The organism is Aquabacterium commune (genome assembly GCF_004362855.1).
Classification (GTDB): Bacteria; Pseudomonadota; Gammaproteobacteria; order Burkholderiales; family Burkholderiaceae_C; genus Aquabacterium; species Aquabacterium commune.
In genome coordinates, this window is record NZ_SNXW01000001.1 from 320,319 (window position 1) to 346,272 (window position 25,954).

At 67.6% G+C, this 25,954-nt stretch carries 21 protein-coding genes; 14 read left to right on the forward strand and 7 right to left on the reverse strand.

Going from position 1 to position 25,954, the window contains the following annotated elements; translation table 11 throughout:
- The first annotated feature begins 9 nt into the window (after positions 1–9).
- Positions 10–915, forward strand: a complete 906-nt coding sequence (locus EV672_RS01450) for an esterase/lipase family protein (RefSeq protein ID WP_166643407.1) — start codon at positions 10–12, stop codon at positions 913–915.
- Between the two features lie 18 nt (positions 916–933).
- Here the strand turns inward: EV672_RS01450 and EV672_RS01455 are convergent, their stop codons facing one another.
- From EV672_RS01455 to exaC, 3 genes are read right to left on the reverse strand one after another with little or no spacing between them, the layout of a single operon-like run.
- Positions 934–1,299, reverse strand: a complete 366-nt coding sequence (locus EV672_RS01455) for an ArsC family reductase (protein ID WP_133605798.1) — start codon at positions 1,297–1,299, stop codon at positions 934–936.
- 18 nt (positions 1,300–1,317) lie between these two features.
- Positions 1,318–1,716, reverse strand: coding sequence for a DUF779 domain-containing protein (locus EV672_RS01460; protein WP_133605799.1), 399 nt, complete (start codon positions 1,714–1,716; stop codon positions 1,318–1,320).
- A gap of 20 nt (positions 1,717–1,736) precedes the next feature.
- Entirely contained in the window at positions 1,737–3,257 is a 1,521-nt protein-coding gene (exaC, locus tag EV672_RS01465; RefSeq protein ID WP_133605800.1) for an acetaldehyde dehydrogenase ExaC, read from the reverse strand.
- Between the two features lie 374 nt (positions 3,258–3,631).
- On the opposite strand from exaC, the gene EV672_RS01470 reads away from it, so the two are divergent.
- The 3 genes from EV672_RS01470 (at position 3,632) to gph (ending at position 7,210) form a co-directional block, all read left to right on the forward strand.
- Positions 3,632–5,665 carry a sigma-54-dependent Fis family transcriptional regulator gene (locus EV672_RS01470; RefSeq protein WP_133605801.1) on the forward strand — a complete coding sequence of 678 codons (2,034 nt, stop codon included), beginning with the start codon at positions 3,632–3,634 and terminating at the stop codon, positions 5,663–5,665.
- A gap of 118 nt (positions 5,666–5,783) precedes the next feature.
- Positions 5,784–6,491 carry a bifunctional 2-polyprenyl-6-hydroxyphenol methylase/3-demethylubiquinol 3-O-methyltransferase UbiG gene (gene ubiG / locus EV672_RS01475; RefSeq protein WP_133605802.1) on the forward strand — a complete coding sequence of 236 codons (708 nt, stop codon included), beginning with the start codon at positions 5,784–5,786 and terminating at the stop codon, positions 6,489–6,491.
- A complete protein-coding gene (gene gph, locus EV672_RS01480) occupies positions 6,467–7,210 on the forward strand; it encodes a phosphoglycolate phosphatase (RefSeq protein ID WP_243738455.1) in 744 nt (247 codons plus the stop codon). Before ubiG ends, gph begins: the two co-directional genes overlap by 25 nt.
- 40 nt (positions 7,211–7,250) lie before the next feature.
- Here the strand turns inward: gph and EV672_RS01485 are convergent, their stop codons facing one another.
- The 4 genes from EV672_RS01485 to EV672_RS01500 form a co-directional block, all read right to left on the reverse strand.
- On the reverse strand, positions 7,251–8,714 hold the full coding sequence (locus EV672_RS01485) for a mannose-1-phosphate guanylyltransferase/mannose-6-phosphate isomerase (protein ID WP_243738456.1): 1,464 nt from the start codon (positions 8,712–8,714) through the stop codon (positions 7,251–7,253).
- Positions 8,715–8,719: 5 nt separating this feature from the next.
- Positions 8,720–9,751 (reverse strand): UDP-glucose 4-epimerase GalE, encoded by a 1,032-nt coding sequence (gene galE, locus EV672_RS01490; protein WP_133605803.1) that lies wholly within the window; start codon positions 9,749–9,751, stop codon positions 8,720–8,722.
- Between the two features lie 32 nt (positions 9,752–9,783).
- On the reverse strand, positions 9,784–11,082 hold the full coding sequence (locus tag EV672_RS01495) for a porin family protein (RefSeq protein ID WP_133605804.1): 1,299 nt from the start codon (positions 11,080–11,082) through the stop codon (positions 9,784–9,786).
- A 70-nt stretch (positions 11,083–11,152) separates the two neighbouring features.
- A complete protein-coding gene (locus EV672_RS01500; RefSeq protein ID WP_133605805.1) occupies positions 11,153–12,547 on the reverse strand; it encodes an undecaprenyl-phosphate glucose phosphotransferase in 1,395 nt (464 codons plus the stop codon).
- Between the two features lie 232 nt (positions 12,548–12,779).
- Between EV672_RS01500 and EV672_RS01505 the strand changes: the two genes are divergently transcribed.
- The 10 genes from EV672_RS01505 (at position 12,780) to EV672_RS01550 (ending at position 25,938) form a co-directional block, all read left to right on the forward strand.
- Entirely contained in the window at positions 12,780–13,328 is a 549-nt protein-coding gene (locus EV672_RS01505) for a hypothetical protein (RefSeq protein ID WP_133605806.1), read from the forward strand.
- Between the two features lie 16 nt (positions 13,329–13,344).
- Positions 13,345–14,919, forward strand: coding sequence for a ubiquinone biosynthesis regulatory protein kinase UbiB (gene ubiB / locus EV672_RS01510; protein WP_133605807.1), 1,575 nt, complete (start codon positions 13,345–13,347; stop codon positions 14,917–14,919).
- A gap of 79 nt (positions 14,920–14,998) precedes the next feature.
- A complete protein-coding gene (locus EV672_RS01515) occupies positions 14,999–16,456 on the forward strand; it encodes a high affinity choline transporter 1 (RefSeq protein ID WP_133605808.1) in 1,458 nt (485 codons plus the stop codon).
- A 53-nt stretch (positions 16,457–16,509) separates the two neighbouring features.
- Positions 16,510–16,884, forward strand: a complete 375-nt coding sequence (locus tag EV672_RS01520; protein WP_133605809.1) for an FmdB family zinc ribbon protein — start codon at positions 16,510–16,512, stop codon at positions 16,882–16,884.
- A gap of 141 nt (positions 16,885–17,025) precedes the next feature.
- The gene (locus EV672_RS01525) at positions 17,026–17,649 is read left to right on the forward strand and encodes a DUF502 domain-containing protein (protein WP_133605810.1); all 624 of its coding nucleotides are present in this window, start codon (positions 17,026–17,028) and stop codon (positions 17,647–17,649) included.
- A gap of 108 nt (positions 17,650–17,757) precedes the next feature.
- A complete protein-coding gene (gene aspS / locus EV672_RS01530; RefSeq protein ID WP_133605811.1) occupies positions 17,758–19,563 on the forward strand; it encodes an aspartate--tRNA ligase in 1,806 nt (601 codons plus the stop codon).
- A gap of 218 nt (positions 19,564–19,781) precedes the next feature.
- Positions 19,782–20,132 carry a hypothetical protein gene (locus EV672_RS01535; RefSeq protein ID WP_133605812.1) on the forward strand — a complete coding sequence of 117 codons (351 nt, stop codon included), beginning with the start codon at positions 19,782–19,784 and terminating at the stop codon, positions 20,130–20,132.
- Between the two features lie 119 nt (positions 20,133–20,251).
- On the forward strand, positions 20,252–21,601 hold the full coding sequence (locus EV672_RS01540) for a TolC family protein (protein WP_133605813.1): 1,350 nt from the start codon (positions 20,252–20,254) through the stop codon (positions 21,599–21,601).
- A 13-nt stretch (positions 21,602–21,614) separates the two neighbouring features.
- A complete protein-coding gene (locus tag EV672_RS01545) occupies positions 21,615–22,844 on the forward strand; it encodes an efflux RND transporter periplasmic adaptor subunit (RefSeq protein WP_133605814.1) in 1,230 nt (409 codons plus the stop codon).
- A 4-nt stretch (positions 22,845–22,848) separates the two neighbouring features.
- The gene (locus EV672_RS01550; protein WP_133605815.1) at positions 22,849–25,938 is read left to right on the forward strand and encodes an efflux RND transporter permease subunit; all 3,090 of its coding nucleotides are present in this window, start codon (positions 22,849–22,851) and stop codon (positions 25,936–25,938) included.
- The last annotated feature ends 16 nt before the right edge of the window (positions 25,939–25,954 follow it).

The window sequence follows — 25,954 nt, forward strand, 5'->3', positions numbered from 1 at the left end:
GAGAGCTCCATGCGCCTGCTCCGCAAGATCCTGCTGGCTGCCACCAGCGCCCTCGTCGCCGTGATGGGCTCGCACGCCCACGCCGCCACCGCGTCCACCGAAGCGGCCACGCGCCACCCCATCGTGCTGGTGCACGGTTTCATGGGCTTCAAGGACATCTTCGGGGTCGATTACTTCTACCAAGTGCCCGCGCTGCTGCGCAAGAACGGCGCCAAGGTCTATGTGGCAGCCGTCTCGGAGGTCAACAGCAGCTCGCTGCGTGGCGAGCAATTGCTGCAACAGATGAAGCAGTGGTCCGCCAAGGACGGCGTGACCAAGTTCAACCTGATCGGGCACAGCCAGGGCGGCCCGACCATCCGCTACGTGGCCGGGGTGGCACCGCAGATGGTGGCCAGCGTGACCTCGATCGCCGGCCCGACCATCGTCACCGATGCGCAAGCCGCCGAGAGCAACATCAACAAGCTGATCACCAACTACGCCTCGATGATCGAGTTCGCTGGCAGCTTCGTGGCCTGGATTTCGGGCAACGGCTCGCTGCCGCAAGACGCCTCCGCGCTGACGCTGAAGGCGGAGCTGGACGACTTCGCCAAGCGCTTCCCGGCCGGCCTGCCCGCCACGTACTGCGGCGAAGGCGCGCCCGTGGTGGCAGGCATCCGCTACTACTCGGCCACCGGCCAGGGCGTGAAAACCAACGCCTGGGACATCTCCGACCTGGCCATGCAGCAAACCGCGGAGCCCGGCGACGGCGCCATCATCGCGTGCGCTGCCCACCTGGGCAAGGTCATCCGCGACGACTACCCCTGGAACCACATCGACGAGATGAACCACATCTTCGGCCTGATCGGCAAGGGCGCGCCCGACCCGGCCCAGTTCTACCTGACGCACGCCACGCGCCTGCGCCTGGCCGGGGTCTGAAGCCTGGCAGCGACAGGCTCAGGCCTTCAAACGGGCCGCGACCTTCGCCGCCTTGGCCTCGTCGAAGCCCACGCTCAGCACCTCGCCGTCCAGCTCGATGACCGGGCGCTTGATGACGCTGGCGTGCTGCAGCATCAGGGCCTTGGCGCTGGCCGCATCGACCACGCCTGCCTTGACGGTCTCGTCGAGCTGGCGCCAGGTCGTGCCCTGGCGGTTGACCAGCACTTCCCAGCCGACCTGGGCGATCCAGGCGTCCAGCCGGTCGGCAGGCACGCCCTGCTTCTTGTAATCGTGGAAGGCGAAAGCAGCACCCTGCTCATCGAGCCAGGTGCGGGCTTTCTTGACGGTGTTGCAGTTGGGGATGCCGTGGACCAGCAAAGACATGTTCGGAGCTCCAATGCATCAGGTCGATGCGTGAAGCCCGAACTGTGGCACAGCCTGGTGGGCCAGCGCCGCCGTCTCCTCGTCGGTGAACAGGCGCGATCGCGTCACGAAACACAGACCCAGCGAGCTCTCCAGTGAGAAGGAATCGCCATGGCCCTTCACCACGTCCACAGTCAGCTGCGCGTGCTGCCAGTAGGCGAACTGCGAGGGGCTCATGTGGAAGCCCACGCCACCGATCTCGCCCAGCCGGATGTCCGTCGGGCTCAGCAGCATCTCGCCTTCGACCAGGCACATCGGTGAGCTGCCATCGCAGCAGCCGCTCGACTGGTAGAACATCAAGCTGCCGTGCGCGGCCTGCAGCCGCTCGATGACGGCCAAGGCCTCGGGCGTGGCGGTGACGCGCACGACGGTGGCCATGGCCTGGCGCGGTTCGGTGTTCAGAAGAAGCCCAGCTTGTTGGGGTCGTAGCTGACCAGCAGGTTCTTCGTCTGCTGGTAGTGGTCCAGCATGACCTTGTGGGTCTCGCGGCCGATGCCCGATTCCTTGTAGCCACCGAAGGCCGCGTGCGCCGGGTAGGCGTGGTAGCAGTTGGTCCACACGCGACCGGCCTGGATGTGGCGGCCGAACTGGTAGGCGCGGTTGCCGTTGCGCGTCCACACGCCAGCGCCCAGGCCATACACCGTGTCGTTGGCGATCTGCAGGGCCTCGGCCTCGTCCTTGAAAGTGGTCACGGCCAGCACCGGCCCGAAGATTTCTTCCTGGAAGACGCGCATCTTGTTGTGGCCCTTGAACAGCGTGGGCTGCACGTAGTAGCCACCGGCCAGGTCACCGCCGAGCTTGGCGGCCTCGCCACCGATCAGCACCTGCGCGCCCTCTTCCTTGCCCACGGCCATGTAGGACATGATCTTGTCCATCTGCAGGGCCGAGGCTTGCGCGCCCATCATCGAGTCGGTGTCCAGCGGATCGCCCTGCTTGATCGCGGCCACGCGCTTGAGCACGCGCTCCATGAACTTGTCGTAGATGGATTCCTGGATCAGCGCGCGCGATGGGCAGGTGCACACCTCGCCCTGGTTGAAGGCGAACAGCACCATGCCTTCGATGGCCTTGTCGAGGAAGGCGTCGTCGGCGTCCATCACATCGGCGAAGAAGATGTTGGGGCTCTTGCCACCCAGCTCCAGCGTGGCGGGGATCAGGTTGGTCGCGGCGGCTTGCGCGATGACACGGCCGGTGGCGGTGGAGCCCGTGAAGGCGATCTTGGCGATGCGCCTGCTCTGCGCCAGCGGCATGCCAGCTTCACGCCCGTAACCGTTGACGATGTTGAGCACACCCGGGGGCAGCAGGTCGGCGATCAGCTCGGCCAGCACCAGGATGCTGATGGGGGTCGATTCAGCGGGCTTGAGCACCACGCAGTTGCCAGCGCCCAAGGCAGGCGCCAGCTTCCAGGCCGCCATCAGGATGGGGAAGTTCCAGGGGATGATCTGGCCGACCACGCCCAGGGGCTCGTGGAAGTGGTACGCGATGGTGTTGCCGTCGATTTCCGACAGCGAGCCCTCTTGCGCACGCAGGCAACCGGCGAAGTAGCGGAAGTGGTCCACCGTCAACGGGATGTCGGCGTTCAGCGTTTCGCGGATGGCCTTGCCGTTGTCCACGGTTTCGGCGTAGGCCAGCTTTTCCAGGTTCTGCTCGATGCGGTCGGCGATCTTCAGCAGGATGTTGGCGCGCTCGCCGGCCGAGGTGGCCGCCCACTTGTCCTTGGCGGCGTGGGCCGCGTCCAGCGCGCGTTCGATGTCGGCCGCGCCAGAACGTGCCGCTTGCGTGAAGACCTTGCCGTTGATCGGTGAGATCACATCGAAATACTGACCCTCCACCGGCGCCACGAACTGGCCGTTGATGAAGTTGTCGTACTTCGGCTTGAAGGTAACGGGGGCTCCTGCGGCGCCGGGTGCGGCATAGATCATGGCGTGTCTCCTGTGTCGGTCGGTGGGTGCGTCGGTCGCTTGAAATAGGTGCGGTGACAGGGCTGGTGGAGGCAGCCTGTCTTGGGCTTGTGGCCCACCGCCTCCATGACAGCGCAGGGCGCGTGCCAGTCAGGGTTGGCCCGAGGTTCGCACCGCGGCGGGTGCGTCGGCATGCAGGGAAACACAACGCGCGACAAATGGCACGGTGGGTGTCACCCTGTGACATGGCACACACCCGCGCCCCGGCACACTGCGCCAAAATGACACAGGGTGTACCCGCGTGTGGCAGCTGGCGGGCGGCGGGATACTGCGCCAGCCCTGGCATCGCCCCTGCAGCCAAGGCATCCCACCCCGCAGCCCTCCCCCCCAACGCCATGTCCCTGAGCGCCACCCCCACAGCCTCCCCGGTCGATCTCGGGCTGGCACGCCGCTGGCTGATCGAAGGCGGCGAGGTGCCCAGCGGCCTGGTTGACGAGTCGCTCAGCCGCTCCTGGGAGCGCAGCCGCCACGCCGGCCTCAGCCCGGTTGACGGCCTCACCGAGCCGCCGCTGTGCGCCGATGGCGAGCTGCGCCAGGCCCTGTCGGCCGAACACGATTTCCTGGCCCAGGCCCGCCCGGTCATGGATTTCGTTTTTGGGCAGATGCGCGACTCCGGCAGCCTCGTCGTGCTGTCCGATGCCCGCGGCCTGCTGCTGCACAGCCTGGGCGATGCCGATTTCCTCAGCCGCGCCGAGCTCGTCTCGCTGCGACCCGGTGCGCTGTGGCACGAGGCCGACCGCGGCACCAACGCCATCGGCACGGCCCTGGCCGAACGCCGCGCCACCGTCATCCACGGCGCCGAGCACTACCTGGAGCGCAACAGCTTCCTGACCTGCTCGGCCGCGCCCGTGTTCGGCCCGGCCGGCCAGTTGCGCGGCGTGCTGGACATCTCCGGCGACCACCGCAGCCGCCACCCGCACACCTTCGCGCTGGTGCGCTCGGCCGCCCGCATGATCGAGGACCGGCTCTTCCACGCACGCCACACCCACGAACGCATCGTGCGCCTGCACACCCTGGTCGAGGGCCTGGGCGGCGTGGGCGAGGGCCTGCTGGCCCTGTCGGAGGATGGCTGGGTGGTCGGCGCCAACACCCTCGCGCAACAATGGCTGCAGCTGGAATCGGCCGGCATCGGCGCGTGCACGCTGGAGCAACTCACCGGCGCCCGCCTGGCCCTGTGGCCGCCCGGCAAGGTGATGCGCCTGGCGCGGGCGGACCGCCCCTCGCTTTACGCCCGGCTGGACGTGCGCCACGCGGTCTCTGTCGGTGGCTTCGGCACGCACACAGGCACGCCAGCCAGCGCGCCCATCTCACCCTCATCCTCGGCAGCTCCAACGGCATCCCCCGACGCCCGCCAGGCCGAAGCCCCTGCGCCCGCCCACGCCGGCCCCGCGCTGGACCCGCGCGTGCAGGAAGCCCTGTCGCGCGCCCGCCGCGTGCAACTGCAAGGCATCGCGGTGCTGGTGCAAGGCGAATCCGGTTCCGGCAAGGAAGTGCTCGCACGCAGCCTGCACGACGAAGGCCCCCGCGCGCACCGGCCCTTCGTGGCCGTGAACTGCGCCGCCCTGCCCGAAGGCCTGATCGAAGCCGAGCTGTTCGGCTACGTTGGCGGCGCCTTCACCGGTGCGCGCCGGGAAGGCTCGCCAGGTCGCATCCGCGACGCCGATGGCGGCACCCTCTTCCTCGATGAAATCGGCGACATGCCGCTGAGCCTGCAGGCCCGCCTGCTGCGCGTGCTGCAGGACCGCGCCGTGGTGCCCGTGGGCGGCAGCAAGCCCGTGCCGGTGGACTTCCAGCTCGTCAGCGCCACCCACCACCAGCTCAAGGACGCCATCGCGGCCGGCCAGTTCCGCGAAGACCTCTACTGGCGCCTCAACGGCCTGACCGTCACCCTGCCGCCCCTGCGCGAGCGTCAGGACTTCCACGCCGTGGTGCACCAGATGCTCACCCGCATCGCCCACGACATGGGCCTGCCCCGCGCCCCCGAACTGCACCCCGGCCTGCGCCAGGCCCTGGCGGCCCACCGCTGGCCCGGCAACCTGCGGCAACTCCACGGCGTGCTGCGCACCGCCTGCGCCCTGCTCGAAGCCGATGCCCACAGCCTCGACTGGCGCCACCTGCCGGAAGACGTGGCCGACGCGCTGCGCGAGCCTGCGCACCCAACCGCCAAGGCATCGGCCCCATCTGACGCCAACACCGACGCCGACGCCCGCATCCCCGAAGCCAACCTGCGGCGCTTGTCAGGCCAGGCCATCCGCCAAGTGGTGGCCGACACCGGCGGCAACATGTCGGAAGCCGCCCGTCGCCTGGGCATCAGCCGCAACACCCTCTACCGCCGCCTCAAGGACATGGGCAGCGGCGCCGAGCCCTGACCCTTGACCCACTCGGCACGCACAACGCCGGCCGCGCACGCCGCCCGGCGCAAGAAATCGCCTGCGACCCGGGGGTGACGCCGTCGCAAAGCCCACGGCATTGGTTAGCATCTCGGTCATGACCAACGCCGACCCCCAAGAACTCGCCAAATTCTCCGAGCTGGCCCACAAGTGGTGGGACCCGGAGAGCGAATTCCGCCCCCTGCACCAGATCAACCCCCTGCGCCTGGACTGGATCGACCAGTTCGCCGCCATCCGTGGCAAGCAGGTGGTGGACGTGGGCTGCGGTGGCGGCATCCTGGCCGAATCCATGGCCCGCCGTGGCGCCACCGTGTTGGGCGTGGACCTGGCCGACAAGCCCTTGAAAGTCGCGCAACTGCACGCCATGGAAGGCGGCGTCGCCAACCTCGACTACCGCAGCGTCTCGGCCGAAGACCTCGCTGCCGAGCAAGCCGGCGGCTTCGACGTCGTCACCTGCATGGAAATGCTGGAGCACGTGCCCGACCCCTCCTCCATCGTGCGCGCCTGCACGGCCATGGCCAAGCCGGGCGGCTGGGTGTTCTTCTCCACGCTCAACCGCAACCCCAAGTCCTACCTGTTTGCCATCGTCGGCGCCGAGTACATCCTCAAGCTGCTGCCCAAAGGCACGCACGAGTTCTCGCGCTTCATCCGCCCGGCCGAGCTGGCCCGCTGGGCGCGCGAAGCCGGCCTGGACCTGCAGCAGTTCAAGGGCCTGGAATACAACCCGCTGACACGGCGCTATTGGCTCTCGGGCGACACCAGCGTGAACTACATGATCGCGTGCCGCAAGCCGCTGGTGTCGTGATGACGGGCGCGCCCTTGGCCGGCCCCGGCAACATCGCAGGCCTCACGGGCCGCATCGACTGGCCGAAACCCGCCACTGCCGTGCTGTTCGACTTGGACGGCACCTTGGCCGACACCGCCGGTGACCTGGGCGGCGCGCTCAACCGCCTGCGCACCGACCGCGGCCTGGCCCCCCTGCCGCTGGACATGCTGCGCCCCTATGCCTCGGCGGGCGCGCGCGGCCTCATCGGCCTGGGCCTGGACGTCCACCCCGGCGATGCCGAGTTCGAGTCGCTGCGCACCGCCTTCCTGGCCGCGTACGACCAGTGCCTGTCAGAAACCACCGTGTTGTTCGATGGCGTGGCCGAGTTGCTCGACACGCTCGAAGCGCAGGGCCTGAAGTGGGGCATCGTCACCAACAAACCGCACCGCTTCACCCTGCCGGTCCTGCGCGGCCTGGGCCTGGAGGCGCGCTCCGGCGCGAACATCAGCGGCGACTCCACCGCCCACGCCAAGCCCCACCCCCTGCCCTTGCTGACGGCTTGCGAGGAACTGGGCGTGGACCCGGCCACGGTGCTCTACGTGGGCGATGACCTGCGCGACATCCAGGCCGCACAGGCCGCGAAGATGCCGAGCGCCGCTGCCGGCTGGGGCTACATCGGCCACAACGGCGACATCGCCTCCTGGGGCGCCGACGTCATCGCCGCTCAGCCCCTGGACTTGCTGCACTGCCTGCGCTGAAGCCGGTCAGGCCGCACCCTCAGGCCTTCAGGCCGAGACTTCACGCAGATCGGCCGTAGTTGTCCTGGAAGCGCACGATGTCGTCTTCGCCCAGGTAACTCCCCGACTGCACCTCGATGATCTCCAGCGGGATCGCACCCGGGTTGATCAGGCGGTGCACCGTGCCCAGCGGGATGTAGGTGGACTGGTTCTCCGACAGCAGCACGACCTTGTCGCCCACGGTGACCTCGGCCGTGCCACTCACCACGATCCAGTGCTCGGCGCGGTGGTGGTGCATCTGCAGGCTCAAGGACGCCTTGGGCTTGACCATGATGCGCTTGACCTGGAAGCGTGGGCCCATGTCGATCGAGTCGTACCAGCCCCAGGGGCGGTGCACACGGCGGTGCAGCGTGCCTTCGGAGCGCGACGCGCTGGCCAGCTTGTTGACGATCTTCTTGACGTCCTGGCTGCGGCTGCGATCGGCCACCAGCACGGCGTCGGGCGTCTCCACCACGACCACGTTGTCCAGGCCCACGGCCGCGACCAGGCGGCTGGTGGCGTGCACCAGGGTGTTGTGGCTGTCTTCGATCATGGCGTCGCCTTGGCGAACGTTGCCGTCGGCATCCTGCGCGCTGACCTGCCAGACGGCATCCCAGGCGCCGAGGTCAGACCAACCCGCGTCCAGCGGCACCATGCGCACGTGGAAGCCGCAGCCGGGCTGGGCTGGGCACTGCTCCATGACGGCGTAGTCCACCGACTCGGACGGCACGGCCTGGAAAGCCTCCTTGCCCGGACGCACGAACTGCGCATCGGTGGTGCGCACCTCGAAGGAAGCCCGGGTCGTGTCGGCGATGTCCTGGCGGAAATACGCCAGCGCGGCCAACCAGCGCGAGGCGCGCATGACGAACATGCCGCTGTTCCAGAAATAGCCGCCATCGGCCACATAACCCTGCGCCGTTTCGAGGTTGGGCTTCTCGACGAAGGCCGCGACGTTGCGCACGCCCTCGGCGTCGGCCGCCGCGGTGCGGATGTAGCCAAAACCGGTTTCCGGGCGGTCCGGCGTGATGCCCAGGATGACGATGTCGCCCGACGCCGCAGCGCACACAGCCTTGCGCAGCGCGTCGGTGTAGGCCGCCGCGTCGGTCACGGTCTGGTCGGCCGGCGTCACCACGAGGATGGGGTCGCTGCCATCGGCCGTGGCCTGCAGCGCGGCCAGGGTCACGGCCGGCGCGGTGTTGCGGCCTGCCGGCTCCAGCAGCAGAGAGGAAGGTTCGCCCTTCAGTTCGCGCAGTTGGTCCAGCACCAGGAAGCGGTGCTCTTCGTTGCCAACCACGCAGGGCTTGGCCACGGCGATGCCATCGCACGCCAAATCCTGCAAGCGCAGGTGGGCTTGCTGGAACAAGCTCTGGTTGCCCTGCAGGATGAGGAACTGCTTGGGGTAGAGCGCGCGCGACAGCGGCCACAGGCGCGTGCCGGAGCCACCGGCCATGATCACGGGCAAGACAGACAGAGCGGAATGGGTCATGGTCATCAACCTTCGAAACCTTGGGGGTTGGTGGACTGCCAACGCCAGGAGTCCACGCACATCTCTTTCAAACCACGGCGCGCCTTCCAGCCCATCAGCGACTCGGCCAGCGCCGGATCGGCATAACAAGCGGCCACGTCGCCAGGACGGCGCGGCGCGAACACGACCGGGATCTCGCGGTCAGCGGCATCGCCATAGGCCTGGGCCAGCTCCAGCACGCTGTAGCCCTGGCCCGTGCCGAGGTTGACCGTCAGCGACGCGTTCATGTCAGCAAGGTAGCGCAAGGCGGCCACATGGCCTTCTGCCAGGTCCAGCACGTGGATGTAGTCGCGCACGCCGGTGCCGTCGGGCGTGTCGTAATCGTTGCCGAACACATTGAGGTGCGGGCGCTTGCCCACGGCCACCTGGGCCACATAAGGCATCAGGTTGTTGGGAATGCCGCGCGGATCTTCGCCGATCAGGCCGCTGAGGTGGGCACCGACCGGGTTGAAGTAGCGCAGATAAGCGATCTTCCAGCGCGCGTCGCAGCGCTCCAGCCCGCGCAGCAGTTCCTCGCCGATCAGCTTGGTCTGACCGTAGGGGTTGGTGGCGCTCAGGGGCGAGTCTTCGGTGATGGGCAGGCGCTCGGGCTGGCCATAGACCGTGGCCGACGAGCTGAACACCAGGTTGAAGACGCCATGGCGCTGCATGGCCTGGCAGACCGACAGCAGGCCACCGAGGTTGTTGTCGAAGTAGTCCAGCGGACGCTCGACCGACTCACCCACGGCCTTCAACGCCGCGAAGTGCACCATGGCCTGGACGCCGCCAAAGCGCTCACGGGCCAGCTCGAAGCAGCGGTCCATGACAGCGGCATCGCGCACATCGCCCTGCACGAACACCGGCTCACGGCCGCTGAGGGTGGTCAGGCGGTCCAGCACGCGGGGCGAGCTGTTGACCAGGCTGTCCACGCCGATCACGTCGTAGCCCGCCTCCTGGGCGGTGAGCCACATGTGGGAAGCGATGTAGCCGGTGGCACCGGTCAGCAAAATGCAAGGCATGGAGCACTCCGCGGTTGCCCGCTCAATGACGGTCAGGGGTCGATGGTGAAGTTGGCGCCGCAGTCCACGGAATGGCCGTCGTAGCGGGGACGGCTGACATCGGCAGATTGCTTGTAGAACTGCAGCGCACAGTTCACACCCAGCCAGCGGTAGGCCGCGTAATTCGTGGACCAGGACAAGGATTGCAAGCTGCTGCTGGAACTGGAGGACGACGCGTTGTTGCCAAGCAGTTGATCCACCACCGCAACGTTGGTGGTCGAACGGTCCCGCGCGCTGTTCTGCTCGAACCGCGTGAAGCCGTAAGACAGTCCCGTCGAAATCTTGCCGGTGATGGCGGCCGACGCCGACAGGTTCAGCGAGGTGGTGATCGTGTCCAGCGCCACGTTTTGCACCGAGCGAAGGCTGTTGCCGAACAGCGAGAGTGCCTGCACGTCCTGGAAGCGGTCAGCGTTGGTGGCGCGCGTCAGGTTCAGGCCGTAAGAAATGCGCCCACGCGGCGTGTAGCCCCAGCCCAACGAGCCCGTCACAGTGTTGATGCGGCGGCTGCCCGTGAGGCCCTGCTCGCTCTCGCGAGCGCTCAGCAAGGCATTGAGGCTGCTCAGGCCCGTCACCCGCCAGTTCACGGTGAAGTCGAGGTTCTTGTCCTTGGCCTCGCCGATCGTGCTGTTGTTGGGGTAGCGGGTGCGCACCCAGCGCGGGCCGAAGCCAAAATTCAACAGATCGGTGGCGTTGTAGATCAGCCGCAGGCCCTGCGAGTTCTGCTGTGAGTTCTGGAACTGGAACACGTCTTCCGAAAAACTGATCCGGTTGTTGTCGAACGTGCCCTGCACAGCCCAGGTGCCGCCGTTGCCGTACTGGATGGAGCCATTCACCCCGCGGACGTTTCGGATGTTGCGCAAAGCGCGGTTGTTCAGCGGATTGTCCTGGGGCGCGACCAGGCTGGTGGTGCTGTTGGCGTTCAGCGAAGTCTGCCAGTTGGAGGCAAACTGAGACGTGACGCCCAACCTCAGGTCCTTGGCATCGTTGTCCAGCCGGTTGAACTCGTCGTAGCGCACGCGCGCGAATCGGGCCGACGCACTGTAAACCTGGCGCCCGTAGGCCTTGTTGAAGTTGCCCTGCACCGCCGTGGTGCTGACTGTGTCGCTGCGGGCGTTGGTCGAGCGCAGCAGGTTGCTGTCACGGCGCAGGTTCTGCGACAGGGTCAGGGACAGCGGGGTGTCTTCGGCGTGCCCCACCGAAGGCATGGCCACCAGCACACTGCAAGCGGCCAGTGCCGCCCTGGCCACGGCACGCGGCACCATGGCGTTCGAAGATGTGGACAGGCTCTTCACTCTCACCTCGACTGTTTGTAGGGGGAAGGACACAAGCTCATGAAGCACCCAAGGAGCGCCCAGTGAATGCTCAGTAAGCGTTGCGGTCGAACAGCATCAAGCGGATGGTGCGGATGATGATCTGCAGGTCCAGGCCCAGGGACCAGTTGCGCAGGTATTCCAGGTCGAACTCCACCCGCGCCTGCATCTTCTCGATGGTTTCCGTCTCACCGCGGTAACCATTGACCTGGGCCCAGCCCGTGATGCCCGGACGCACCTTGTGGCGCACCATGTAGGACTTGATGATGCGCCGGTATTCCTCGTTGTGGGCCACGGCGTGCGGGCGCGGCCCGACGATGCTCATGCGGCCCTGCAGCACGTTGATGAACTGCGGCAACTCGTCCAGCGAGGTCTTGCGGATGAAGGCCCCAAAGGGCGTGATGCGCGAGTCGCCCTTGGTCGCCTGCTTGACCACCGCGCCGTTGTCCTGGGTGCGCATCGATCGGAACTTGTAAACGATGATTTCCTCGCCATCGAGGCCATTGCGCTTCTGGCGGAAGATGACCGGCCCGGGCGACGACAGCTTCACGCCGATGGCCACGCCCACCAGCAAGGGCAGGATCAGCACCAGGATGATGCTGGCCAGGATGATGTCAGAGACGCGCTTGACCAGCTCGTTGGTGCCGGTGAAGGGCGTTTCGCAGATGCCGACCACGGGCACGCCGTTCATGTCCTGCAGGCGGCCCTGGATGATGCTGATGCCGAACACATCGGGCACGAAGTACAACGAAGCGGTCGTGCCCTGCACGGCTTCGAGCAGCTCGACGATGCGCGGTTGCGAGCCCAGCGGCAACGTGATGTACACCTCGTGGATGCCGTGTGCATAGACATAGTTGGCGACGTCGCGCAGGCCCCCTAGGCGCATGCTGACAGCCTCGGGCAGCACACGGCTGTCGGTGCGATCGTCGAAGTAGCCGACGAACTCGACGCTCTGGTCGCGGTTGCTTTGCAGGGCGCGGGCCACCTTGCCGCCCAGCGGACCGGCCCCCACCACGATGGCGCGGCGGCGGGCGCCCGGTTGCGCCGCCTGGTGCTTGAGCACGGCCTTGCCGATCAGCACGGCCACCCACTGCACCACGGGCGTGACCGCCGCCCAGGTCAGCATCACGTCGAAGTCAAAAAAGAGCAGGCTGTTGGTGGCGTACCCGCACAGCCACAGGATGGCCAGCATGGACACCCAGGAGCCGACGATGTCGATCAGGGCTTCCAGCTTGGAGACCTCGAAGCGGTTGCGCCCCGGGAAGGTCAAGGCGAACACCAACAGGCACAAAGCCATGGCCGCACGCCCCATGGGCTCGTCGCCATAGGCCATCGACCCCGTCAGCGTGGCCACCGTGATGAATGGCTCCAGGAATGCCGCCACGAACGAGGTGACCGACTGCGGGGCGTTGAAGAAGGTGCGGTTGTAGTTGCGGTTGTTGAACATGGATACCAGGAGCGCTGCCAGAATCAGGAACAAAGCACGACGCCGCACCATGCTGGGCCGCCGGCTTGCCCTCCCGAAAAGAGGCCATGAGCCGGCCAGCACGCGCCTGGCACACCGCCAGACACAGTCCCGAACGAACATTGTGGATCAAAAAAGATGACAGATTGACCGGGAATCGCCCGCGCACCCCCAGGGATCCAGGGTGGTGTCGGGGGGCCCCTACAATCGCGTCATGCCCTCATCCCTGACTTCCTGGCTGGCCCCGGCTGCGCTGGCCCGCCTTGTGCTGCTGCTCAACCACGTGGTCGCCAGCGAGCCCCAGGCTGGCCTGCGCCTGCGCCCTCACGCTGGCCGCACCATCGACCTGCGCTTCAGCGGCAACCCGCTGGCCCAGCTGCCACCCATGCTGGCAGGCCTGCTGCCCGCTGGCCTCACGCCGCCACCCGTGCGCCTGCGCGTGACGCCGGCCGGGCTGTTCGACATCGCCGAGGAAGCGCCAGGCTCCGCCAACCCAGCCCAACCCGAGGCCGGCGGCCTGACCCTGACCGTGCGTCTGGACGACCCGCTGGCCATGCTGCGCCAGGGTTTGCGCGGCCAGCGTCCCGAGGTCCAGATCGAGGGTGACGCGGCCCTGGCCGAGGTGGCTTCCTGGCTGATGAAGAACCTGCGCTGGGACGTGGAAGACGACGTCGCCCGCTGGCTGGGCCACACCCCGGCCGAGCTGCTGCGCCAACTGGGCGAACAGGTCCGCCAGGCCCTGCAACGCTTCAAGCCGCGCTGAAGCGGCACAAGCCCCCATGCGCGCTGTGCTCCGCTCGTTCTTGCGCCCCCTCTTCATCGGCGGGATCGTCCTGCGCCACGGCCTGGACGGCCTCTTGCTGGACAGCCTGCGCCGCCCCGCCCTGACGAAACTGGCCCGTGTGCTGACCTTGGGCCGGCGCTTCAACGGCAGCCGCGGCCAGCGCCTGCGCGAAGCGCTGGAGCAGCTTGGCCCCATCTTCGTCAAGTTCGGCCAGATGCTGTCCACGCGGCGCGACCTGTTGCCGCCCGACGTGGCCGACGAGCTCGCCCGCCTGCAGGACGACGTGCCGCCGTTTTCCAGCGCGGAATCCGCCCGGCTGGTGGAAAAGGCCCTGGGCCGCCCGCTGAGCGCCGTGTTCAAACAGTTCGACGCCGACCCCATCGCCAGCGCCTCCATCGCCCAGGTGCACTTCGCCGTGCTGCACGATGGCCGCGAGGTGGCCGTCAAGGTGCTGCGCCCGGGCATGCTCGACGTCATCGACGACGACCTGGCCATCATGCGCACACTGGCCGGATGGGTGGAGCGCCTGTGGGCCGACGGCAAGCGCCTGAAGCCGCGCGAGGTGGTCGCCGAATTCGACAAATACCTGCACGACGAGCTGGACCTCGTGCGCGAGGCCGCCAATGCCGCCCAGCTGCGCCGCAACATGGCCGGCCTGGACCTGGTGCTCGTGCCCGAGATGATCTGGGACTTCTGCACCCCCACCGTGATGGTGATGGAGCGCATGAAGGGCGTGCCCATCAGCCAGCTGCAGCGACTGCGCGATGCCGGCGTGGACATCCGCAAGCTGGCGCGCGACGGTGTCACCATTTTCTTCACCCAGGTCTTCCGCGACGGCTTTTTCCACGCCGACATGCACCCGGGCAACATCCAGGTCAGCCTGGACCCACTGAGCTTCGGGCGCTACATCGCGCTCGATTTCGGCATCATCGGCACGCTCACCGAGGTTGACAAGGACTACCTGGCGCAAAACTTCATCGCCTTCTTTCACCGCGACTACAAGCGCGTGGCCGAGCTGCACATCGAAAGCGGCTGGGTCCCGGCCAACACCCGCGTGGACGAGCTCGAAGGCGCCATCCGCACCGTGTGCGAGCCCTACTTCGACCGCCCGCTGAAAGAAATCTCGCTGGGCCAGGTGCTGCTGCGCCTGTTCCAGATCTCGCGGCGCTTCAACGTCGAGATCCAGCCCCAGCTGGTGCTGCTGCAGAAAACCTTGCTCAATGTGGAAGGCCTGGGGCGCCAGCTCGACCCCGAGCTCGACCTCTGGAGCACGGCCAAGCCCTTCCTGGAGCGCTGGATGCACGAGCAGATCGGCTGGCGCGGCATGCTCGGCCGGCTCAAGCGCGAAGCGCCCCGCTACGCCAAGCTCCTGCCCGAGCTGCCCCGCCTGCTGCACCACCAGCTCGCACACGGCGACCGCGCCTTGCGCCAGGACCTGCAAGCCATCTTGAAAGAGCAGCGCCGCACCAACCGCACGCTGTCTGCGGCGCTGTGGCTGGGCCTGGGCTTCGCGCTCGGTCTGCTGGTGGCCCGCCTCTTGCTGACCCTGCACTCGCAGGGGGCGCTGTGACGCCACACGCCAGCGCCGCGGCCTGAGCCCGGTCTAAACTGCGCGCCCTGAGAAGTCCCCTCCGCCCTGCCCACGCACCATGAACACGACGCTGCTCGCTTTTGTGATCCTGTACCTGGTGGGCACCATGGGCATCGGCATCTACGCCGGCACGCGTGTCAAAAGCACGGCCGATTTTGCGGTCGCCGGGCGCAGCCTGCCGCTGGCCATGGTCATCACCACGACGTTTGCGACCTGGTTCGGTGCGGAAACGGTCATGGGCATCCCGGCCAAGTTCGTCGATGCCGAGCATGGCGGCCTGCGCGCCGTGATCGAAGACCCCTTCGGCGCCTCGATGTGCCTGGTGCTGGTCGGCGCCTTCTTCGCCACGCGGCTTTACAGGATGAGCCTGCTGACCATCGGCGACTTCTACCGTCACCGCTTCGGCAAGGGCGTGGAAATCTTCTGCTCCATCGCCATCATCCTGAGCTACCTGGGCTGGGTGGCCGCCCAGATCACGGCCTTGGGCCTGGTGTTTGCGGTGCTGTCGGGCGGGGCCATCGCACCCCCGGTGGGCATGGCCATCGGCACGACGCTGGTGCTGATCTACGTGCTGATCGGCGGCATGCTGGCCGTGGCCTGGACGGACTTCGTGCAGATGATCGTGCTGGTGGTGGGCCTGAGCCTGATCGCCGTGATGGCCAGCGAGCAAGCCGGCGGTGCCAGCAAGGTGATGGCGCTGGCACACAGCAACGATTGGTTCCGCATCCTGCCCGAGCACACCCCCAACGGCTGGTTGTTTTTCATCGGCTCGGCCATCACCATGATGTTCGGCTCCATCCCGCAGCAGGACGTGTTCCAGCGCGTGATGTCGGCCAAGGACAGCGACACGGCGCGCAAGGGCGCCATCATCGGCGGCTTCGGCTACCTGGCCTTTGCCTTCGTGCCCATGTTCATCGTGGCCTCCTCGCTGATCATCATGCCGGATGAGACCAAGGCGCTGCTGGCCCATGACCCGCAGAAGGTGCTGCCCACGCTCATCCTCAGCAAGATGCCGCTGGTGGCGCAGATCTTCTTCTTCGGCGCCCTGGTGTCGGCCATCAAGTCCACCTCGTCGGCGACGCTGCTGGCGCCGTCCACCAGCTTCGTCGAGAACATCCTCAAGAACATCAAGCCGGGCATGAGCGACCAACAGGTGCTGCTGTCGCTGCGCATCACCATCTTCGTGTTCACCGCGCTGGTGCTGACCTATGCCATCCTGATGCAGGGCACGGCGATCTACGACCTGGTGTCCTCGGCTTACCAGATCACCCTGGTGGCCGCCTTCGTGCCGCTGACGCTGGGCCTGTTCTGGTCGCGCGCCACGACGCAGGGCGCGCTGCTGTCCATCGCCTCGGGCGTGGGCGTGTGGCTGGCCTTCCTGCTGGTGCCAGGCTGGGGTGAGGCCTTTCCGGGGCAGCTCGCCGGGGTGCTGGCGGCGCTGGCCGGGATGTTGCTGGGCTCTCTGGCACCGCAGCTCGTGGCCGACCACCGCAGCCACGTGGCGCACATGGCTTGAACGCGGGCAGCGGGTCCCCATCTAAAATGCGCTGTTCTTCGAGGTTTTGAGCCATGCCCATCTACGCTTACCGCTGCAGTGCCTGCGGCCACGCCAAAGACGCCTTGCAAAAGATGTCCGACGCCCCTTTGACCACCTGCCCCGCCTGCGGCGCTGAAGCCTTCAGCAAACAAGTGACGGCCGCGGGCTTCCAGCTCAAGGGCTCCGGCTGGTACGTGACCGATTTCCGCGGTGGTTCGGGCGGCGCCAGCGCGCCTGCTGCAGCACCTGAGGGTTCGGCACCTGAGGCCGCAGCGGCCGGCACCACGGCGACCGACACGGCCAAGGCAGCCACCCCTGCACCGGCTGCGGCCTCCACCGACAGCGGCAGTGGCAGCGGCAGCTCGGGCACATCCTCCGGCGGCGGCGCGTCATCCACCTGTCACTGAGTCGCCTGCCGGCTGCCGTATAGTCCATTCAGTGCCCCACCTCGGTGAGGCACGCCGCGCGGAAACGGGCCTGGCACTTGCCGGGCCTCGCCGCTTTCGGGCGTCAACCGCCTCCTTCTGCCCCCTCACACGCCCCTCTTCGTGAAGAAATACATCTTTACCGGCCTGCTCGTCTGGCTGCCCCTGGCCATCACGATCTGGGTGCTGATGAACGTCGTCGGCGCCCTCGACGGCGTCTTCACCTGGCTGCTGCACGCCGTGATGGCCGTGCTGCCCACCGAGCTGCACCAGCCCCTGCTGGGCCTGCGTGACGTCCCGGGCTTGAGCGTGCTCATCCTGGTCACGGCCCTGTGGGTCACGGGCGTGGCGGCAACGAACATCGCGGGCCAGTGGCTGGTGAACCAGTCGAACAGGCTCATCTCCCACATCCCCATCGTCAAGAGCATCTACACCTCGGTCAAGCAGGTGTCGGACACGCTGTTCTCCAGCAGCGGCCAGGCCTTCCGCCAGGCGGTGCTGGTCGAGTACCCGCGCCAGGGTTCCTGGACGATCGCCTTCGTCACGGGCAAGCCCACAGGCGAAGTCGGCGCCCTGCTGCCCGAGGACATGCTGACGCTGTACGTGCCGACCACGCCCAACCCGACCTCGGGCTTCATGCTGATCGTGCCGCGCAGCGACGTGCGCGAGCTGCACATGTCGGTGGACGAGGCCCTGAAATACATCATCTCGATGGGCGTGGTGGCGCCGCCGCCGACCCAATCCTGAACGACAATCGAGGGTTTGGGGCCCGCACCGCGGCTTGCCCCAACCGAGACATTGGCCACATGGCCGCCGCGTGCACCCTGCGCACGCCCTTTGCCGGAGAACACAACAATGCGCACCACTTACTGTGGTCTGGTCAGCGAAGCGCTGATGGGCCAGACCGTGACGCTGATGGGCTGGGCCCACCGTCGCCGCGACCACGGCGGCGTGATCTTCATCGACCTGCGTGACCGCGAAGGCCTGGTGCAGGTCGTGTTCGACCCCGACCGCGCCGACTCCTTCAAGGTCGCTGAAGACGTGCGTGGCGAGTTCTGCCTGAAGATCACCGGCCTGGTGCGCCCCCGCCCCGCCGGCACCGAGAACGCCGGCCTGACCAGCGGCAAGATCGAGATCCTGGCGCACAGCCTGGAAGTGCTGAACGCCTCGGTGACGCCCCCGTTCCAGATCGACGACGACAACCTGTCGGAGACGACCCGCCTGACGCACCGCGTGCTGGACCTGCGCCGCCCCTACATGCAGAAGAACCTGATGCTGCGCTACCGCGTGGCGATGGAAGCGCGCAAGTTCCTGGACGAGCACGGCTTCGTTGACATCGAAACCCCGATGCTGACCAAGTCCACGCCCGAAGGCGCGCGCGACTACCTCGTGCCCTCGCGCGTGCACGACGGCCAGTTCTTCGCGCTGCCGCAGTCGCCCCAGCTGTTCAAGCAGCTGCTGATGGTGGCCGGCTTCGACCGCTACTACCAGATCACCAAGTGCTTCCGTGACGAAGACCTGCGCGCCGACCGTCAGCCCGAATTCACCCAGATCGACATCGAGACGAGCTTCCTGACCGAGCAGGAAATCCGCGACATGTTCGAAGGCATGATCCGCCATGTCTTCATGAAGGCGCTGAACGTGGACCTGGGCGCCTACCCGGTCATGAAGTACGCCGACGCCATGCACCGCTTCGGCTCGGACAAGCCCGACCTGCGCGTCAAGCTCGAATTCACCGAGCTGACCGACGTGATGGGCGACGTGGACTTCAAGGTCTTCTCGACGCCCGCCACGACCAAGGGCGGCCGCGTGGTGGCCTTGAACATCCCGGGCGGTGCCGCCATCAGCCGCGGCGAAATCGACGCCTACACCGAGTTCGTCAAGATCTACGGCGCCAAGGGCCTGGCCTGGATCAAGGTCAACGAAGTCGCGAAGGGCCGCGAGGGCCTGCAATCGCCCATCGTCAAGAACCTGCATGACGCGGCCATCGCCAAGATCCTGGAGCGCACGGCGGCCAAGGACGGCGACCTGATCTTCTTCGGCGCGGACAAGGAGAAGGTCGTCAACGACGCCATCGGCGCCCTGCGCCTGAAGGTCGGCCACTCCGACTTCGGCAAGAAGAACGGCCTGTTCGAAGACCGCTGGGCCCCGCTGTGGGTGGTGGACTTCCCGATGTTCGAGTACGACGACGAGTCGGAGCGCTGGAACGCCGTGCACCACCCCTTCACCGCGCCGAAGGACGGCCACGAGGACTACATGGACACGGACCCGGGCAAGTGCATTGCCAAGGCCTACGACATGGTGCTCAACGGCTGGGAACTGGGTGGCGGCTCCATCCGCATCCACCGCGCCGACGTGCAGTCCAAGGTGTTCAGCGCCCTGAACATCAGCAAGGAAGACGCCCAGGTGAAGTTCGGCTTCCTGCTGGACGCCCTGCAGTACGGCGCGCCCCCTCACGGTGGCCTGGCCTTCGGCCTGGACCGCCTGGTGACGCTGATGACCAAGGCCGAGTCCATCCGCGACGTGATCGCCTTCCCCAAGACCCAGCGCGCCCAGTGCCTGCTGACGGGCGCCCCGTCGAACGTGGACGAAAAGCAGCTGCGCGAGCTGCACATCCGCCTGCGCAACGCCGCGGCCGCAGGTGGCGCCACGGCAGCCTGATCGGCGAGATGCGCCACCACACGCTCCCCGGAGCACGCCACAAAGCCACCTCCGGGTGGCTTTTTTTCAGGGGTCAGATTGTTCCGGTGCCCTGCATGGACGTGAAGAATGCGCCACAATGCGATGGCTGATGGCGTGATCGAGCGCAAGCTCGTTTACCCTGGACCTCCTGCCCACACCGTGGTCGAGGTCACGGCCCACCCCACACACCCTGCTGCATGCGCCCCGCCCTGCTCTGGCTGAGAACCCTGATCATCCTGACCACCGTCATGCTGACGATGGGCAAGGGTGCGTGGGCGCTGGAGATCACACCGGCCGCCGGGTCTGATGCGCCCGATCGCTGGGTGTGCGTGCTGGAAGATTCCCAGCAAGACCGGGGCAGCGATGCCGAGCAAGACCGGCACACCTTCTCCGGTGGCGACGACGATCGCGGTGAGTTGCTGATCCTGCACAAGCCCTGGGTCCCTTCGACCCACCCTGAAGTGCACCCCGCCATCCTCACGGACCTGGGTCCGGCCCAACCTTGGCTGAGCCTGCCCTTGCGCCCACCCAGGCTGATCGCCGGCTGACCGCCGGCCCCACCCCCTCGGGGTGGTTCAGCGCGCACCTCGCTGTTCTGGCAAGTGCGCCCCCCTATTTCCAGCAACTCCGCTCGCCGGCTGCCATCTGGCGCCGGCGGCACCCACCCATGTCGAAACACACCCTCCCTCCCTCACGCCTGGCTGGGCTGGCCTGGCTCTGCCTGGCAGGCCTGACCCTGCCAATCCACGCTCAGGTGACGCCCGCCCCGGCGAACACCCAGGCCGCCGCGCCACCGGCATCGGCCAGCGCTGCAGCGACGGCCGCCGAGACCGTCCGCGTGCTCTCGCTGGACGAGCTGATCGCCACCGTGGTCGCCAACAACACCGAATTGCTGTCGGCCCAGCAAGCGCGGGTGACCGCCACGGCAGGCATCCAGACCGCAACGGCCTATGCCAACCCGCGGCTGGAGTGGCAAAGCGGCCGCAACCAGGCCCGCATGCCGGGTGCCGTGCCGGGTGCGGTGCAAGGCTGGGGGGTGTCGCAGATGATCGAGAACCCTTCGGCGCGTGACGCCCGCCGGGGCGCTGCCGAGGCGGCCGCACGCGGTACCGAACACGCGATCACGCTGACGCGCAATGCCGTGGTCAGCGAAACCCGCCTGCGCGCCAGCGAGTACCTGCTGCGCCGCGCCGAAGCCGGCGTCACCAGCGAAGACCTGGCCCTGCTGGAGCAGGTGCGCGAGCGCGTGCGCTTGCGCGTGGCCAGCGGCGAGGCACCGCGCTACGAAGTCATCAAGGCCGATGCCGAAATCGTGCACGCCCGCGAGCGCCAGCAGACGGCCGCCTTGCAGGCCGAGCAGGTGCTGCTGACCCTCAACCGCATGGCCAGCGGCCGCCTGCCGGCGCGTTGGAGCCTGGCGGGCTCGCTGCAGGAGGACAACCCCCTGCCCTCCCTGGCCGAGCTGATGGCGCAAGCCGAGACCGACAACCCCGAGCTGCGTGCCTTGCAAGCCGAGGTCGAGCGTGCGGAGGCGCAAATGCGCGGCGCGCGCGCCAGCCGCTGGCCGGGCGTGGAGCTGCGCGTGGGCCAGACGCGCGAGCCCGACCTGCGCCACTCCAGCGTCGGTGTGAGCGTGCAGATCCCGCTGCTGGACCGCCGCGACGGCGCCATCGGCGAAGCCGGCTCCGAACTGCGCCGCCTGCAAGGGCGCCTGGACGGCCGCCGCGCCGAGCTGCGCCAGCAGCTGCAGCATGCCTGGCAGGCCCTGGCCATTGCGCGGCTGCGCGTGCAGGCCCTGAGCGAAGGTGTGGTGCTCGACGCCGAGGCCGCGCTGAAAGTCGCGCAGGCCGCCTACCGCTTCGGCGAGCGCGGCATCCTGGACGTGCTGGACGCACAACGGGTGCTGCGCTCTGCGCGCCTGAACCTGCTGGAAGCCCGCTTCCAGTCCCAGGCCGCCCGCATCGAACTGGAAACCCTGGCAGGCCGCTTCGCCGCCTCGCCCACCACCCCGCAGTGAGCCAAGACACGCCATGAAGACACCCACGAACTCCCTCCCGCTGGCCCTGTCGGCCAAATCCGCTTTCACCCTCAGCCTCACTGTCTCCGCCATCCTGGCCTTGAGCCTGGCGATGTCCGCCTGTGGCGATGCGAAGAAAGACGGCACGGCCGCCGCAGCTGCCGCATCCGGCGCCTCCGCAGCCTCTGACGCCTCGGCGGCAGAGGCGATGGACGTCACCATCAAGCCCGACATGGCGGCCAATTTCAAGGTCGCCAAGGTGGCCCGCGAACCGATTGCCATGGTGCAAGAGGTGAGTGGCCGCATCGAGGCCAACGAGCGCCAGGTGACCCGCATCGGCGCGGGCGTCACCGGTCGCGTCACGCAGGTGCTGGCCGAGGTCGGCGACCGCGTGCGCCCCGGCCAGGTGCTGGCCCATGTGGCCAGCCCGGAGCTCGCCACCGCGCAGCTGTCCTACCTGCGCGCCCACGCCTCGACCCAACTGGCCGAGCGCGCCGTGGAGCGCGCCCGCCAGCTCATCCAGGCCGATGTGATCGGCTCGGCCGAACTGCAGCGCCGCGAGTCCGAGCTGTCCATCGCGCGGGCCGAACTGCGCGCCGCCGGCGACCAGCTCACGCTGGTGGGCATCCCGCGCGATGCCATCGCCAAGCTGCGCGACTCGGGCAGCCTGTCGCCGCACGCGCTGGTGGTGGCCACGCAAGCCGGTGTGGTGGTCGAGCGCAAGGTCAGCCAGGGCCAGGTGGCCCAGCCGGGCGACCCGCTGTTCACCGTGGCCGACCTGGGCAATGTCTGGGTCGTGGGCGCCCTGCCCGAGCAAGCCGCCCGCAATGCGCGCATCGGCCAGCAGATCGAGATCAGCGTGCCGGCCATCGGCAAGCAGCTCTCGGGCCGCGTCATCCAGATCGCCGACACCGTCTCGCCCGAAACCCGCACCGTGCCCTTGCGCACGCAGGTGGACAACGCCGCACACGAGCTCAAGCCTCAGATGCTGGCCACCATGCGCATCGCCGGCACGCCGGTGGATGCGCTGGCCGTGCCGACCTTGGCCGTGGTGCGTGACAACGACCGCGACCACGTCTTTGTGCAGGTCTCGCCCACACGCTTTCGCCTCACGCCCGTCGAGCTGGGGGCGGCCAGCGAAGGCCGCCGTCCGGTCCTCAAGGGCCTGGCCGAGGGCACGCCGGTCGTCGTCGAAGGCGCCTTCCACCTGAACAACGAGCGCAAGCGCGCCGAACTGGAGTAAGGCCATGATTGCATCCATGATCCGGGCTGCGCTCGGACAACGGCTCATCGTGGTCGTGCTCGCGCTGGTCGTGTGCGCCTTCGGTGTGCGCGCCGCCCTGCACCTCTCGGTGGACGCCTTCCCTGACGTGACGAACGTGCAGGTGCAGATCGCCACCGAAGCGCCCGGCCGCTCGCCGGAAGAAATCGAGCGTTTCGTCACCGTGCCGCTGGAAATCGCCATGACGGGCCTGCCCGGTGTGGTCGAGATGCGCTCGCTCAACAAGAGTGGCCTGTCCATCATCACGCTGGTGTTCACCGATGCGACCGACGTGTACTTCGCGCGCCAGCTCGTCACCGAGCGGCTCATCGAGGTCACGCCGCGCATGCCGGCCGGCATCACGCCGGTGCTGGGCCCCGTCTCCACGGGCCTGGGCGAGGTCTATCAGTACACGCTGGAAAAGCCCGATGACGGCAAACGCGCGCTGACCCCGACGGAGCTGGCCGAGCGCCGCACCGTGCAGGACTGGGTGGTGCGCCCGCTGTTGCGCTCGATCCCCGGCGTGGCCGAGATCAACTCGCAAGGCGGCTACGTCAAGCAGTACCAGGCGCTGGTGGACCCCAGCCGGCTGCGCCACTACGGCCTGTCGGTGCAGCAGGTGGTGCAGGCGATTGCCTCGAACAACGCCAACACCAGCGGCGGCATCCTGCCCCAGGTCACCGAGCAGTACCTGATCCGTGGCGTGGGCCTGATCCGCACGCTCGACGACATCGGCAACATCGTCGTCAAGGAAGACGCCGGCGTGCCGGTGTTCGTCAAGGACGTGGCCCAGGTCGAAGTGGGCAGCGAGGTGCGCCAGGGCGCCATCATCAAGGGTGGCTACACCGAAGGCGTCTCGGGCATCGTGCTGATGATGCGGGCCGGCAACGCCAAGGAAATCGTGACCCGCGTGAAAGAGCGCGTGGCCGAGATCAACGGCAAGGGCATGCTGCCCGATGGCCTGCAGATCGTGCCTTACTACGACCGCACCGACCTGGTGGACTCGGCCCTGTGGACGGTGGGCAAGGTGCTGATCGAGGGCATCTTCCTGGTGGTGGTGGTGCTGTTCATCTTCCTGGGTGACGTGCGCTCCAGCCTGATCGTGGTGGCGACGCTGATCATCACGCCGCTGACCACCTTCATCATGATGAACCACTACGGCATCTCGGCCAACCTGATGTCGCTGGGGGGCCTGGCCATCGCCATCGGCCTGATGGTGGACGCGACCGTGGTGGTGGTGGAGAACGTCTATCACAAGCTCGGTCAGGCGGGCGACAGCATGGGCGCTCGCGTGCGCACGGTGCTGGCCGCCACCACCGAGGTGGCCACGCCCACCATCTTCGGCATCGCCATCATCATCCTGGTGTTCCTGCCGCTGATGACGCTGCAAGGCATCGAGGGCAAGATGTTCGCGCCGCTGGCACTCACCATCGCCATCGCGCTGGCCGTGTCGCTGGCGGTGTCGCTGTTCCTGTCGCCGGTGCTGTGCTCCTACTTCCTCAAGGGTGGCTCGGACCACGACACCAAGCTCATCGCCTTCCTCAAGCGCCACTACCTGAAGATGCTCGACGGCGCCACGCGCTCGTACCGCATCACCATGACGGCCTCGGTGGCGCTGCTGCTGGGCTCGCTGGCGCTGTTCCCGCTGCTGGGCAAGTCCTTCATGCCGACGATGAAGGAAGGGGCGCTCACGCCGCAGATCAACCGCGTGCCCAGCATCTCGCTGGACGAGTCGATCCGCATGGAAATGGCGGCGATGAAGACCATCTCGGAAGTGCCCGGGGTGAGCATGGTGGTGTCCAAGCTGGGCCGTGGCGAGTCGCCGGCCGACCCGGCGGGCCCCAACGAGTCCGACCCCATCGTGCTGCTGGACCCCAAGTCCGGCCGCAGCCAGGACGAGGTGGACGAGGACATCCGCCAGCGCCTGTCCACCATCCCCGGTGTGCAGATCGTGCTGTCGCAGCCGATCTCGGAGCGCGTTGACGAGATGGTGACGGGCGTGCGCTCGCAGGTCGCCATCAAGGTCTTCGGCGACGAACTCGGCGAGCTCAAGCGCGTGTCCGAGCAGATCGCGCGCCTGCTCAAGGGCGTGGAGGGCAGCCGCGACATCCGCATCGAGCGGCTGTCGGGCCAGCAGGCACTGACGGTGGACATCGACCGCCAGGCCATCGCCCGCCACGGCCTGAACGTGGCCGACGTGCAGGCGCTGATCGAAACCGCGATCGGTGGCAAGGACGTGACCACGCTCTACGAGGGCGAGCGCCGCTACAGCGTGGTGGTGCGCTTCCCGCCGCAGGTGCGCCAGTCGGCCGAGGCCATTGGCAACACCTTGCTGTCGGCACCGGGTGGCGGGCAGGTGCCGCTGTCTTCGGTGGCCACGATCAAGCTGGTGGACGGCCCCGCACAGATCAGCCGTGAAAGCGGCAAGCGCCGTGTGGTGGTGGGCGCCAACGTGGAAGGCCGTGACCTGGCCGGCTTCGTGGCCGAGGTGCAGCAACGCATCGACCAGGAGGTCAAGGTGCCCGATGGCTATTACTTCGAGTACGGCGGGCAGTTCGAGAACATGGAGCGCGCCATGGCGACGCTGTCGGTGATCGTGCCGCTGACCATCGTGGCCATCTTCTTCCTGCTGTTCCTGCTGTTCAACTCGGTCAAGCTGGCCAGCCTGATCATCCTGGTGCTGCCCTTCGCCTCGGTGGGCGGCATCATCGGGCTGTTCCTGACGGGCGAGTACCTGAGCGTGCCGGCCTCGGTGGGCTTCATCGCGCTGTGGGGCATCGCGGTGCTCAATGGCGTGGTGCTGGTGACCTGCATCCGCCGCCTGCGCGAAGACGGCATGGCCGTGCTGGAGGCCGTGCGCGAAGGCTGCGTGCAGCGTTTCCGCCCGGTGATGATGACCGCCACCGTCGCCCTGCTGGGCCTCGTGCCCTTCCTGTTCGCCACCGGCCCGGGCTCCGAGGTGCAGCGTCCGCTGGCCATCGTGGTGATCGGCGGCCTGATTTCCTCGACCCTGCTGACCCTGGTGGTGCTGCCCACGCTGTACCGTTGGTTCGACGAGAAGCCCACCGAGGCTTGACCCCGGAAGAAGGAGT